This window comes from Aureimonas glaciei, from assembly GCF_014643375.1.
GTDB classification, from domain to species: Bacteria; Pseudomonadota; Alphaproteobacteria; order Rhizobiales; family Rhizobiaceae; genus Plantimonas; species Plantimonas glaciei.
The window spans coordinates 76,252-90,000 of record NZ_BMJJ01000014.1 but is presented as its reverse complement, the minus strand read 5'-3'; the positions used below and the strand labels follow the sequence as shown (position 1 = coordinate 90,000).

At 59.6% G+C, this 13,749-nt stretch carries 11 protein-coding genes and 1 pseudogene; 7 read left to right on the top strand and 5 right to left on the bottom strand.

Going from position 1 to position 13,749, the window contains the following annotated elements:
* Nucleotides 1-119 precede the first annotated feature (119 nt).
* The 4 genes from IEX88_RS22785 to rnk all read right to left on the bottom strand — a co-directional run bounded on the left by IEX88_RS22785 (nt 120) and on the right by rnk (nt 2,753).
* Entirely contained in the window at nt 120-647 is a 528-nt protein-coding gene (locus IEX88_RS22785; protein ID WP_244640447.1) for a L,D-transpeptidase, read from the bottom strand.
* A gap of 173 nt (nt 648-820) precedes the next feature.
* Entirely contained in the window at nt 821-1,087 is a 267-nt protein-coding gene (locus IEX88_RS27230) for a DUF1127 domain-containing protein (RefSeq protein WP_188854783.1), read from the bottom strand.
* A gap of 548 nt (nt 1,088-1,635) precedes the next feature.
* A complete protein-coding gene (locus tag IEX88_RS22775; protein WP_188854782.1) occupies nt 1,636-2,166 on the bottom strand; it encodes a GreA/GreB family elongation factor in 531 nt (176 codons plus the stop codon).
* A gap of 140 nt (nt 2,167-2,306) precedes the next feature.
* A complete protein-coding gene (gene rnk, locus IEX88_RS22770) occupies nt 2,307-2,753 on the bottom strand; it encodes a nucleoside diphosphate kinase regulator (protein ID WP_188854781.1) in 447 nt (148 codons plus the stop codon).
* Between the two features lie 1,338 nt (nt 2,754-4,091).
* Between rnk and IEX88_RS22765 the strand changes: the two genes are divergently transcribed.
* From IEX88_RS22765 to IEX88_RS22740, 6 genes and pseudogenes are all read left to right on the top strand, one after another.
* Nucleotides 4,092-4,415 (top strand): hypothetical protein, encoded by a 324-nt coding sequence (locus IEX88_RS22765; RefSeq protein ID WP_188854780.1) that lies wholly within the window; start codon nt 4,092-4,094, stop codon nt 4,413-4,415.
* A gap of 332 nt (nt 4,416-4,747) precedes the next feature.
* Complete coding sequence (locus IEX88_RS22760) at nt 4,748-6,187, top strand: homospermidine synthase (protein WP_188854779.1); 1,440 nt, start codon at nt 4,748-4,750, stop codon at nt 6,185-6,187.
* Nucleotides 6,188-6,468: 281 nt separating this feature from the next.
* Complete coding sequence (locus IEX88_RS27345; RefSeq protein WP_188854844.1) at nt 6,469-6,618, top strand: hypothetical protein; 150 nt, start codon at nt 6,469-6,471, stop codon at nt 6,616-6,618.
* Nucleotides 6,619-7,385: 767 nt separating this feature from the next.
* Entirely contained in the window at nt 7,386-9,233 is a 1,848-nt protein-coding gene (locus tag IEX88_RS22750; RefSeq protein ID WP_188854778.1) for a methanol/ethanol family PQQ-dependent dehydrogenase, read from the top strand.
* A gap of 315 nt (nt 9,234-9,548) precedes the next feature.
* The gene (locus IEX88_RS22745; RefSeq protein ID WP_244640446.1) at nt 9,549-10,250 is read left to right on the top strand and encodes a c-type cytochrome; all 702 of its coding nucleotides are present in this window, start codon (nt 9,549-9,551) and stop codon (nt 10,248-10,250) included.
* 4 nt (nt 10,251-10,254) lie between these two features.
* A pseudogene (locus tag IEX88_RS22740) lies at nt 10,255-10,961 on the top strand (quinoprotein dehydrogenase-associated putative ABC transporter substrate-binding protein); the annotation flags it as partial.
* A 135-nt stretch (nt 10,962-11,096) separates the two neighbouring features.
* Here the strand turns inward: IEX88_RS22740 and IEX88_RS22730 are convergent.
* Nucleotides 11,097-12,794: a hypothetical protein gene (locus tag IEX88_RS22730; RefSeq protein WP_188854775.1), complete on the bottom strand. Its 1,698-nt coding sequence runs from the start codon at nt 12,792-12,794 to the stop codon at nt 11,097-11,099.
* A gap of 73 nt (nt 12,795-12,867) precedes the next feature.
* Between IEX88_RS22730 and IEX88_RS26925 the strand changes: the two genes are divergently transcribed.
* Complete coding sequence (locus tag IEX88_RS26925) at nt 12,868-13,158, top strand: hypothetical protein (protein ID WP_373289654.1); 291 nt, start codon at nt 12,868-12,870, stop codon at nt 13,156-13,158.
* Nucleotides 13,159-13,749 lie beyond the last annotated feature (591 nt).

Genomic DNA, 13,749 nt, shown 5'->3' with positions numbered 1-13,749 from the left:
ACGAACTCCCGTTGACAAACCAGTTACGCAAACGACCATAAGAACTCACGTTCAAGGCATCTTGCGTCGCCTTTCCCGGCACAAGCACCACTCCCTCTTTTGCTGAGAACTATCATCTTTCAAGGCAGAACGACCAATGCGGACCCCGGCCGAACACGGTCGTACAGGTCGATGATGTCTTGGTGCAGCAGGCGCACGCAGCCGGACGAGACCGACTTGCCGATCGTGCGAACTTCCCCCGTTCCATGCAGACGATAGAGCGTGTCCCGGTTGCCTTGGTGAATGTAGAGGGCGCGGGCACCCAGAGGGTTATCGATCCCCGGCGGCTGCCCGTGCCTCCACCTTCCCACCGAAGGCTGGCGCTCGATCATGTCGCTAGGAGGCGTCCAGACAGGCCATCTTCGCCCGTAGGCGACGTGTGCCCGCCCGGACCATTCAAAGCCGGCCTTGCCGACACCCACACCGTAGCGCATTGCCTTTCCACCAGCTTGGACATGGTAGAGGTAGCGGTTGGCGGGATCGACGATCACCGTTCCAACCTCTTCCGGAGTGGAAAAGTCGACCACCTGCCGATAGTGCCGTGGAGCAAGCTTGGCGAGGTCGACCGCCGGGATCGGAAACTCCTCATCGGGCAATGCTCGGTACATAAGAAGGACCTCGGCGGGTATCGCCGGTATCGCTGGCCGCTCGGGCGCCACCCTTGGCCTCGGCGGGAGCGAAGTGGTCGTGCAGCCAGCTACCGCGAGCGTCAGCAGGCTGCCGATAGAGACCAGGACGTTTCTCCGAGAGGGTCCGGAGGGCCTTGAGGTGAACGTCGCTTTCATCTCACGGGTCCCGAGGAGCCCGAGGATGCGTGACGGCTATCCCCCGCACGGGCAAAAAGCCCCTCGGCAACTCGAGGGATCTCGTTTCTGGCAATCCCGATGTCTTCGAGTTGACGGTCACTTAGCTGTTGCAGTGTCTCGATCACGCGCCTCTTCTGCCAACGTCGGAAACCTTGGGCAAAGAAGGATGACAAGGCCACAAGGCCAGACCGTCCGGGCCTGCTTGCAACAGCGGAATTCAGGTTCTTTGAGTGTATGTGCATGGTGCTCTCGCGGCATGGGTCAGCCCTTCCGCGATCAACTTCTGGCGGAAAAACGGCTGTGACAGAGGATTTGGCCAGTTTCACCGGGACTGGAGACATACCGGGAGCTTTTGCCGAGCTTGGACAAACGGAGCCCCGAGCCGGCGGACATCATTGTCCAGCCGCCCCGGGGCTACGAGCAGTGCAGCAAGGGTCCCGTAAGGACCAAATATCGATAGATCGAATCGGCCATAACTTTGATATAGTATTATTCCGTAATAAAATCAATATCGAAAATACAGTTTACAAACTGCAATCGGAAATCTTTTCTATGAAGGATGGCACTGCAATACGGCATTGATTGTTGACAAACACATATTGTATCTTCTTCAGAAGGAATCCTGTAGTTAAAAAACTGAGCGGCGATCAATCGTAAAGAATAATTGCCCGCAGAGCAGTCTATCGAACGTTCGTTCTGTTAGCGCAGCTATTTGTTATGACTCGCGCTGCCCATCCCACTGGGCGTCGGCGGGCTCAGTACGCGCCGACGCTTTCACTCCGAGGAAATGTTAAGCGGCTGCGGGGCCGGGATCATCGCAGCCACCAGACACCAGTCGCGGTGGCCCGGAGGCCGCCCCCATGATAATTCGAAGAGGGGGGCGGGTGTGCGGAGACGACCTGTTTACCGTCATGGCGTGCTTTTCACGCGCCGCCGCTTCCGGCTGGTACGGAACACTTTCGAGCAGAATACGCTCTTCAATGCCGTCCTGGTTCACCAGGCGATATTCCTGACCTTCGGCGAGACCCAGAAGCGCCAGCCCGCGAGCTGTCGTAATTGGAAGGCACATGCCGACGGCCCCCGCCCTATCGTCGTGCGATATGATGCGCGTGTCGGGATCGCGGCCATCCACGCTGAAGGTGACTCGGCTGTTCAGCGTCGCGACGTTAACTGGAATGTCGTCGCGAAAGACCACCAAGGCGTGTTTGATCTTTTCTTTCAGGATTGGCGCCAGCGGATCCTTTTCACTGAAATGACGATTGCGCATGACTTCAAGCAAGGTGAAGTCCTTGGCCGTAAGGAAGAAGGTGTCGATGTTCATCGCAGTTCTCCATCGCTCCGTTCTGGAGCAATTGCATTGAAAGGTTATGGAGAAGCCCCTGCGCACCGGGCGCAGGGGCTAGTGTCCTGCGATGAGGCAACCTCCAAAGAGGGAGAGCCGACAGGGAGAGATCAAGATATTCATGCCGTAAGCACTGCGAAATGCGCGTGATCGGGGACGGAGGCCCTCGGCGTCTCCACATGTTCAACGGTCAGCCGGTTGGGCCGGCCGTCTCGGGTGGTCCAGCCCATCGACTGGCCGGCCGAAAGGCCGATCAGGGCGACGCCGATTGGCGTAAGGATCGAGACCCTACCTTCTGCGATATCCGCGTCGCCAGGGAATACCAGTGTCACGGTGCGGTCGTCGCCGGAGTCGGTGACATAGCGCAGTGTCGATCCAATGCGGACGACGTCCGACCCAATCCGAGCGTCGTCGACGACGCGAGCGCGATCGAGTTCTGCGAGGAGCTGGTCGGCAATGGTCGAACTCGCGGCGGGAAGCGCATTCGCCATGCGGGAAAGCCGTGCATGGTCTGAACGTGTTACTCTGATTTGCGGTTTGCCGTATTGTGGCGTCCTGAGAGCCATGTTGGCCTCCTTGTCGATATGCTGCCGCCGCGCTTTAGCGCTTGCGGGGCACCTTTTGTGTAATAGATGAGAGTCGCCGTCTTCGGAGAATCGGTCGCAATGCCGACTAGATTCCGAAACCCACGACCGGCGCGCGACGCAACCGGATCGTGGGTTAATGTCCCGCGATGGGAAAAGCCCGATTTACGGGGAGGGGGGAGCGGCAGATCAGCATCCCCAAAAGGTGGGGTGTTGCGTATGGAATGTCAAGCTCGCAACAGACGCAGGTCGGGACGATACGACTTTGCCGATATGCATCAAAGATCCTCGTTGATCGGCGGTCGGACTATGCGCGGCGGCCGCCTATGCCAAAAATCCGCGCAGCCGCAGTCCGCGTCGTTGTAGCCTCCCTGCGGCGAAGTCAGGTACGAAAGTAGGTTCCTTTGACCGATGCCAAAATATGTTCTTTGCATTCTAGCTTATTCCTTATAATATAATCCAGTAAATGATCGAATCCGTATAAACTTAATACGAGAATTCTGCTGGGCGTTATTTTGAAGGGCGCGGCCTGTGAGAGCCCTACCGTTATTTTGAGCCCGGCTTGACAATGGGGCTCAGAACTTTCATCTTCAAAACACGGCAGCCGTTTTTTGTCTTCGGAAGCGCAACTACTGGGTATTGCTCGTAGCGGGCCACTAGCCGGGCATGAGGACCATCCCCGGTTGGGCAAAGGCTTATGCGCACCGACGCGGTAGATCGAATCGGCTTGAAGCGAGCAACCGCGGAATAGATGATTACAACTGCGATCGCGCTACGTGCCGATGTAGTTAAAACGCTAGAGGAGGGCCAAGAATGGCTCCCGACACAAGAAAATGCTGCAGCCAGCAAATTGCACGCGTCCATTCGAGCCACGATACATTGGCATCTCTTTTTGCAACGACCTTGAGCGCGAATGACCATCCGCCAAGGCTGAATAGCGCGTGCGTGGGAGCCGCCGACCCTCGGATGCGCCTTGATGCGCTGCGAGCATGCCCTGAGATGGGATCCGTCTGGCATCCACTCGGCTCAGCTTCGGTTGAGCTTGCTCACGGGCATGCATTTAGCCCGGGTGAATACGATGAGCCAATTTTTTGGCTCCCTGTCGTAATGGCGGCGAGTCCGGTCACGAAATTGGCGGCCACGAAGGCGGCGGTTGAAACACGGGCGCAATGATGGCGGCGCGCTCTCTGTGTCGCCTCTCGATCTTCGGAGGGTGTCTCATCGCAGGATAGCTGCCCCTGTGCTGCCGAACGGCGGCCAGGGGCGTCTCCACTGTCGTCTCAACAGAAACGCTCCGACCTGGAGCGATGGAGAACTACGATGTCCCACGATGCCTGCATCCTACCGACCAGAACTCTGGCGATATTGAAAACCACCAAGGACCTGCATCCCGGGCGACCGGACTCCACGTGGTCGATCCTGCGGCGGAAGCTGGTCTCGGCGCATGCCGTTTCAGACGAAGATGTCCCGGCGGATGTCGCGACGTTGGGCAGCCGGCTCCTTTCCAACGTCGATGAAGGAAACCCCGACACCCGGGTGATTTCCGATTCACATAAATCGCCATCGAATGGATGCTTCCTTCCGATTACGGACTTGAGGGGCCCGACCCTCCTCAGCCTTCGCGAAGGACGGGCGTTCAGCTAATCCGGGCATGCCCTGGGGAACACGGTTCTTCTGGAAGGGACCCTTTACTAGCCGGAGATGGCGCGGCGAGAAGCACTGGCGCTGGGCAAGACGTGTCACTGCCGAAAACAGGTCTACAACTGGTCTCGCAGAACGCACCTTTCCGTTCCCCGATCGTCGGCACCATTGGCACTCCATCCCACGGCAGCGGTGGATCTCCAGCCGTTTGACGGCGGACGATCGACCTTAGGGGCAGCCGAGGCTGCCGAGACGCTACATCGAATTAACCATGTGCCGCGGGCCTGGACGCAGTTCCGCTGTCGGTACGTTGGTCAGCAAGACTGGATGATTACATGAGCAAGACCACATGGCCACAACACGGCAGAATCTCAGGCCCGCTGGTGATGATCGGCTTCGGTTCGATCGGCAGGGGGATGCTGCATCTGCTGGAGCGTCATTTCGAGTTCGACAGGACACGTTTCGTAGTCGTTGACCCAAACGACGCCGACCGAGCCTTGCTGGACGCGAAAGGCATCAGATTCATCCACGCAGCCGTTACGCGGGGCGGCTATCGCGATTTGCTTACGCCACTGCTGACAAACGGCGAAGGAACGGGCTTCTGCGTCAACGTTTCGGTCGACGTCTCCTCGCGGGCTGTCATGGAGCTTTGCCGAGAAGTCGGTGCGCTGTACATCGATACCGTAGCCGAACCGTGGTCCGGCTTCTACCTCGACGAGGACGCAGGCCCGGAGGCTCGCACCAACTACGCACTGCGCGAGATTATCCTGGACGCACGTGCCAGAAATCCTGGCGGTCCGACGGCTGTATCCTGTTGTGGCGCCAATCCCGGGCTGGTGTCTTGGCTAGTCAAGCAGGCCCTCATGAACCTGGCGGGCGACCTCGGGATCGAGGGGGACATACCGAGACGCCGGGAAGAGTGGGCTGCGCTAATGCGACGCGTCGGCGTGAAGGGAATCCACATCGCCGAGCGGGACACTCAGCGCTCGCTTTCCCCCAAGCCGATCGGAACCTTCGTCAACACCTGGTCTGTCGAGGGCTTCGTGGCGGAGGGCCTACAGCCCGCCGAGCTAGGCTGGGGAACACATGAGACCTGGATGCCGGATAACGGCCGGAAACATCGAGAAGGCTCCAAGGCTGCGATCTACCTGCTTCAGCCAGGCGCCGCTACACGCGTCTATTCATGGACCCCGATCGGGGGCCCGCAGCAGGCTTTCCTTGTCACCCACAACGAGGCGATAACCCTCTCCGACTACTTCACGGTGCGCGGCGAAGACGGTACTGCAGCCTATCGGCCCACCTGCCATTACGCCTACCATCCTTGTGACGATGCCGTATTGTCGCTCCATGAAATGTTCGGGAAGGCCGGCGACCCGCAGCAAACCTTCCATATCCTCGAGGAGCACGAGATTGCCGATGGCGTCGACCAGCTGGGGGTTCTTCTCTACGGCCACGGCAAAAATGCCTATTGGTATGGCTCTACCCTTTCGATCGACCAAGCGCGATCGCTTGCCCCGCACCACAATGCTACGGGACTGCAGGTAACCTCCGCCATCCTTGCCGGCATGGTTTGGGCGCTCGAAAATCCTTCAGCTGGCATCGTCGAGGTCGAGGAGCTCGATTTTCGCCGCTGCTTGGAGATTCAAGCGCCCTACTTGGGCGAGGTGTCGGGCGTCTACACCGACTGGACACCGCTCGAAGGTCGTCCCGGATTTTTTCCCGAAAGCATCGATGCGTCGGATCCCTGGCAGTTTCGGAACGTCCTGGCTTCTTGACCTGAATGGTGCGATCGCGTCACGGCCCTTTTAGCGTGGGCGAGTGAGGCGACTGATCGCGCCCAGTAATGCCTGAATTTACGTATCCCATACAGCGAGTGCAGCGTATCGGCCCATATCCGTCAACTACCCAGCCCTGAAGGGCCGAGCTTGAGGAGAGGGTGGCCGCTTCTTCCGCTGGGTTGACCAGCCTCTGACCGGCGTATCTCGCGAGCCGCCGGTCTACGTCGAAATCAGGTCGGTAAGACTCACCATGGGAGTGCTTCCCATGCGAAGTCGCGATTCCGTCCGCTACGCTGAACGAACTTGATGGCAGGGATGCGCGGAAACTCGTGAAAAACGGTGTGGTGGCGGTGAGCGAAGGCGCCAACATAGCCCGACGAGCTCGAATTTCGCGCAACTCATCGCGATCGTCGACATGCAGGATCTGACGACGAACGAGATGGGGGAGAGCCTCGCACGCTGACGCTGACAAGCACCTCGACTACGAAGAAGTTCATGCGGACCACCGGTGTCCGACTTGTGGCCAGGCCGCAAGCAGTCACGGTCAGAAGAGGATCGGCACCATCCTCCAAGGCGCCGGCGATAAAGTCACCCAGGGTCCGCTCGCCTTCTAGGACGCTGTTGGCCAGGCCTGGAGCGGGAGCCGCGGAGTGACGAACTTGCTGGACATTACGCTCTCGATAATCGACAGGATCCGCCATGACCTCTTCGGCCTGTAGAAGCCACGAGCCCTCGGAGCGCTCGATCATGTCGTGCGCGGCCTCGAGAAGGGCGAGATGCCGGCTCCCGTCGACAACTGGAAATAACGAATAGAACGCAGCAACAAAAGATCAGCCATGAATTCGAATTCGATGGGGAAATTGTATAGGGCGCGCATGGTAGTCGCTGAGCAGTGATTGCTAGAATCTGATTCTGCACAAAAACACGTTTCGCAATCGCGTGGCTGCGTAGGCTTGCATTATAAGGATCGCTGATCTAGCATCCACCTCATGGTTTCCGGCTTCAAGGCCGCCAGTATCGGGAGTACTGGCGAACTTTCGCAGGCCACGGTAGGGCGGTTTCAACGGTGCCCACCTAGACCCCTATTGGCGGTCGTGACACGCTGCCGGAAACCTTCCCCATTGTGATCGAGGCGGTCGCTCGCGAACACTCCGTTCGCGGGAGCCGTTGGGTTTAGTTCCTTGGGAGGAAACTGATGCTTAAGATGATGACGAAGGCGGCACTGGCGACAAGCCTGATGATCGGCCTCGGGGCAGGGGTCGCCACGGCGAACGAAGCTCTGGCGACAATGCAGAAGAACGCTGCCGACTGGGTCATGCCCACGGGCGACTATGCCAACACCCGCTACTCGACGCTGGATGCGATCAACAAGAGCAATGTCAAAGATCTCGTCCCGGCCTGGACCTTCTCGACCGGCGTGCTGCGCGGTCACGAGGGCGCTCCGCTGGTGATCGGGGACACGATGTATGTCCACACGCCTTTCCCGAACATCGTCTACGCGCTCGACCTGACGGACAATGGGTCGATCAAGTGGAAGTATGAGCCGACCCAGGATCCGAACGTCATTCCCGTAATGTGCTGTGACACCGTCAACCGCGGCGTCGCCTATGCTCCGGCCGAAGGCGATCGTCCGGCCCTGATCATCCTGCACCAAGCCGACACCACGCTGGTAGCGCTGAACGCCGAAACTGGCGAGCAGGTCTGGTCGGTGAAGAATGGCGATCCGTCCAAAGGTGAGACGGGAACGATGGCTCCGCAGGTCATCAAGGACAAGGTCTTCGTCGGCAACTCAGGTGGTGAGTTCGGCGTGCGCGGCACGATGACCGGCTACAACCTCAAGGATGGCACGCAGGCCTGGCGTGCATTTGCGACCGGGCCAGACAACGAAATGCTGCTCGATCCAGAGAAGACGACGCATCTCGGCAAGCCGATCGGCCCCGACTCCTCGCTGAAGACTTGGGAAGGCGATCAGTGGAAAATCGGTGGCGGCACGTTCTGGGGCTGGATTTCCTATGATCCGGAACTGAACCTCGTCTACTACGGAACTGCGAATCCCTCGACCTGGAACCCCTCGCAGCGTCCGGGTGACAACCGGTGGACCATGACGATTACGGCTCGTGACGTAGATACGGGCATGGCGAAGTGGCTCTACCAGATGACCCCGCACGACGAGTGGGACTACGACGGCGTCAACGAGAACATCCTCACGGAAATCGATGTCGGCGGCCAGCTCCGAAAGGTTCTGACCCACTTCGACCGGAACGGCTTCGCCTACACCCTCGACCGCGCCACCGGCGAGCTGCTAGTTGCCAAGAAGTACGATCCGGCCGTGAACTGGGCGACGGAAGTCGTCATGGACCCGGCCTCCGACCAGTACGGCCGTCCACAGGTGGTCGCGCAGTACTCGACCGAGCAGAACGGCGAAGACGTGAACTCGACGGGCATCTGCCCGGCGGCGCTCGGCACCAAGGATCAGCAGCCCGCGGCCTTCTCGCCGAAGACCAAGCTGTTCTACGTGCCGACCAACCACGTCTGCATGGACTACGAGCCGTTCCGCGTCGCCTACACCGCCGGTCAGCCCTATGTCGGCGCGACGCTGTCGATGTATCCGGCTCCGAACAGCCATGGCGGCATGGGCAACTTCATCGCCTGGGACGCCGGCAAGGGCGAGATCGTCTGGTCGCTGCCAGAGCAGTTCTCGGTGTGGTCTGGTGCACTCGCCACGGCTGGCGACATCGTGTTCTACGGCACGCTCGAAGGCTACCTGAAGGCGGTCGATGCGACGACGGGCGAGGAACTCTACAAGTTCAAGACCCCGTCCGGCATCGTCGGCAACGTCATGACCTATGAGAATAAGGGTCAGCAGTATATCGCCATTCTCTCGGGCATCGGCGGCTGGGCCGGCATCGGCCTTGCGGCCGGCCTGACCGACCCCAATGCCGGTCTCGGCGCGGTCGGTGGCTATGCCGCTCTGTCGAAGTACACCGCCCTTGGCGGTCAGTTGACGGTCTTTACCGTTCCAAACCAGACCGCGTCGAAATAGTCGCGATCAACTCTCGACCTCGCCGCTCCGGCGGCGAGGTCACTTGCCACCGAACCCGACGAGCGGCCGTGGCTGATCGCCGGGTTTTGGTTTTCTAGAGCTGCTGAACCGAGGCCTGTGACCGCCGCTGGCCTGCAGCTTTGCCAGCGTCGGTGGCTAATGTTCGCACATCGCCGTGTGTATAGTAGGATCGGCGGATTAGTCTTTAAATTTGCGCACCCGTCACATAACGGCACGTTGTAGATGTTGTGCTTCTCGTAATTTTCAGCATCGATCGGGCTGGTCGATAAGGCTCCGGTTATTCATGAGGTTTCGATGACCCGCATTCTCTTCGGTGTTGCAGGTACCGCCCTGGTGGCGGCGACGTCTCTCGCTTTGGCGCAGAACCCCGCGCAGATCGTGCCGACAGGTAGCGAGGCGACCGTACCAACCGCTGCACCCGCCGCCACGCCTGCGACAGCAGCTCCCGCGGCAGCACCGGCGGTTCCCGCAGCGGGCGCCGCGCCGGCTGTCGCCCCTGCAAAGGCCGATGCCGCAGCACCTGCCGCAGTCGGCGCGATGTCGGCCGATTCCAAGGCGAACGGCACTGAAGCAACGCCTGGCGAAGTCGGCAAATTCGTCGATGCCGACGGCAATCCAATTTACCACAAGAACGACGACGGCACGTTCGACTACTACACCTGGCGCGGCTACAAGAAGTATTCAGCCAACTGCTTCCAGTGCCACGGCCCGGATGGTCTGGGTTCGTCCTTCGCGCCCAATCTCACCGAGCAGCTGCAGCATCTCAACTATTACGACTTCACCGGGATCGTGGTGAACGGTCAGCAGAACAAGTGGCACCCCGTCAATTCGATCATGCCCGCCTGGGGCGAGGACGTGAACGTGATGTGCTTCCTCGACAGTATATACGTCTACCTGCGCGGTCGGACCGACGGCGCCATTCCGAGGGGCGAGCCGAAGAAGCCGGGTATCAATAAGGAAGCGCAGGCGGCAGAAAATTCCTGCCTGGGGTTCTAAGGCGATGAACGGGTTTCGCATCAGCCTCCGTCTTGTCGCTGCCGTTCTTTCATTTGCCGGCACCGCGCACGCGCAGGACCGCGAATTCGGCGGTTCGATCGAGCTGGTCGATCCCAATGTTGTGCGCGTCTGCGCCGATCCCAGCAACCTGCCCTTCTCCAACGACAAGGGCGCGGGCTTCGAGAATGCCCTCGCCGATTTCGTCGCGGCAAAGCTCGGGCGAAAATCGGTCAGCTATAGCTTCTTTCCGCAGGCTACCGGCTTCGTGCGGATGACGCTCGGCGCCAGTGCCTGCGACATCATCATGAGTTATCCGCAAGGCGACGACCTCGTCCAGAACACCAATGGGTACTACCGCACGGCCTATTCGCTGGTCGTGCCGAAGGACGGTCCCCTTGCCGGCGTCACCACGATCGAGGATCCGCTTCTCAAGGACAAGGTGACTGGCGTCGTTGCCGGCACACCGCCCGGGACATACATGGCCCGCGCCGGGCTGATCGGCAAAGCGCGGGCTATCAGCTGATGGTTGACACGCGCTACGACGATTCGGCGCAGAAGATGATCGACGATCTTGGCAAGGGCGAAATCGACGCAGCGATCCTCTGGGGGCCGCAGGCCGGCTACTACGCCCGCGAGTCCAAGAAGGACTATGTCGTGACGCCGCTCGTGAAGGAGACGAAGGGTCCGTCCATGGCCTTTCGCATCACGGTTATGTTGCACACAAGGTTGCTGGGTAGCCTGCTACCTGGTTCGCAGGTCCAAACCGCGGGACCTGCTGGGACGCCTTCCTGGCCTTACGGCCAGTCGGACGCTTAGGAGGAATCCCACCTCCACACCGGACGGAGGTTACCCTCCACCTCTCCGCGCCTTTGCCGAGGGGGTTGGACTCCCCAAGGTGCTATCGAAGGGTCGTACGCCTTTCGGCAACGGCCCGGAAGGTCCTGCAAGGACCGCCCTTCTCTTCCTCGCGACGATCCTCCACGCCGACCACACATGCCCGACTTGCGTCGACCCCTTGCGAGGGGTTGGACCATTCCACTCGTGATGGTCCAGGGTGACCTGGTCGGCATGCCTTGGTCGGTACAGACGCACCTGGGACGGAAGCCGCTCCGAAAAACGCATGGCACGTCGAGCGATGACACAGCCGGCGGCAGCGTGCACGGAATATCCATAACGCCTCGCGTAGCTGATGTCGCCGATCACCGACGTATAAGCCGGATTCACCCGGCGCAGATGGATGGAATGGCGGACGCAGGCGCTGGAAAGCGCCGCGTCGAACGCCGAATAGGCAAAGGAGGAAAGCACACGGGCGTATCTCGGCCCATGGCTATCCCTGAGCTGCGCTTTCTTGTCCTTGAAGTCCAGCAACTCGGAGACGATCGGAAGATCCAGCCTGACGGCGATCATCACGACGGCGAAGGCTGCCTTGCGGACGGCGTCTTCACGCTGAGCCTGGGTCTTGCCGTAGCAGTTGAGCGGGATGTTCCACGTCTCGACAGGATTGCCATGGCGATCGACATGCGTGACTGAGACATGGCCGACGTTCACATCGACGCCCACAGCGCCGCTACTGTATCGGTATCCGCCGAACTTCTCCTGCTCGGCATATTCCCGGGTGATCATGGCGAAGATCCGCCATGAATCGCCATCGCGCATCAGGCGCCAGGAGATCGGCAGCTTCCAGTGCAAGGCACGACGAATCTCGTCGGCACCGTGCTCGAACTTCAATCCCTGAAAATGGATGGCGTGTTGGATCGTCCCGCCCGACTTCCCATGCGTCTCGGCGAGGTGCTGAAGCCTTTCCGGGAGACGAATTTCGACATTGAACGTACCGTCTTCGCCTTGGGTCAGTCGAACGAACTGATTCCCGGATGCATAGGCAGCGTCGCCTTCAATGAAAAACTGGCCGTTTCGTGCATCGATCCATTTTTCCTTCCATTCCGCATGATCCTTGTGACCATTCTCCTCGAGATGGTGCTGCTCGTTCAGCAGCTTCCTGCCGCCGAAGCACAAGGTGCGAGGAAGCCTCGAGGCTTCGAGCACAAACACAAGCGCATCCAGCTTGCGCTTGTGTTTGTGCAGGTAGAAAGGAGTGTTGGCGAAGATCCTCGCCGACCTCTCGTACATGACCGAGTCGAACTGCTTCTTCGGCGGCTTCTTGCCCGCTGCGATCGCGAGATCCGTCTTCGCCTGAAGCTCCTCCTGCGCCAACATGAACTTGTCGGCCTTCACGAGGCGTTTTTCCGAGGCAAGAATCGCCTTGCGCTTGCTGGTCACACGCTTCTGCAGGTTCTCAGTGTTGAGCTTATCGCACTCGCGCTGCGACGCGACCCTACCCATGAGATCGCGCCAGCAGTGTTCCCACTGTTTGGCCGAAAGGCCGTAGTCGGCGTAGTGCTTGATCGCAATATCACCTGCCCATTCGCAACCAGACAGGAACTGACTGTAGAGGAAGTGCTGCGCGGCGGCCCACAGGATCCCCATCTCCGCCATGGCGGGGTGAGAATCAATTCGTTCATGGAAAGTGCGGGTTAGAGATTTCATTGAAGAATCGACTACCACACGAACGAAGGGCGAACAATCGATACCGGTGGAGATGGTTTAGAGGAAATTAACCATGATAGCGTTTTCGGTCAGCAACCTCCTGTGCAACAGAACCCGCATCACGATGGGCGTCCGCGTCTCCGACCAGGAGTGGAAGCGGACGCTGAATGAGATGATCCGCGAAAACCAGGACGAGCTGAACGAAATCCTCCTTTCATTTGGTGTTCCGCTGCTCGACGAGCACGACAAGCCGATTGGGTCAAAAAAAGGGCGGCGGGTAAGGATGAACTGCCTGTCGTTGCTGTGGCGCCGCTGGCTCGGGTTTCCCGCGCCGCGACGACGATTGCATCTTCGGGCTCGTTGATCCTGTCACGGGCGGTGACCCGGGCGGCCCGGCTGTGATTGCGCCTGGGTCTCTTGGTCATCCTCTCCTGGTCACGACGGTCCTGGCCGTCTTCAGGAAGACAACCCACTCAACCCGCTGTGCAGATATACCGAGCCACTTCCATGTTGGCGGGCACTCGTCGGAATGCGCAGACTTATTTGGAAAGAAGAGCGGCGCAGCCGTTGGGAGCGCACTGCGCCGCGACCTTTCGGTCAGTTCCCGAATGTAGAGAACATACATATCTGACTATATGATTTTGGCCCGCTGGTAAAGCGGATGATTGATGAGCAACATGCATCTTTCGATTTGCGTGAGAGCGATGCGTTGACCATGGTGGTGACGTGCTCGATCGGCTGACTCACCATGTCGATCTCTTGATGATGAATGGCGACCGCGCATCCGCCGGGTCACGGCGCGTTGCCGCCAGGGCGGAGCAAAACCAGGCCGCGACCGGAACTTTTGGTTCCTGGACCGGCAAGATCACCGAACCTGAAATGCCCTCGGCACAGGAAAGGGCCCGATCGTTTCTTTCCTGTGTCGTGCCTCTCTCGGAGACGCAGCCTCGTTTTG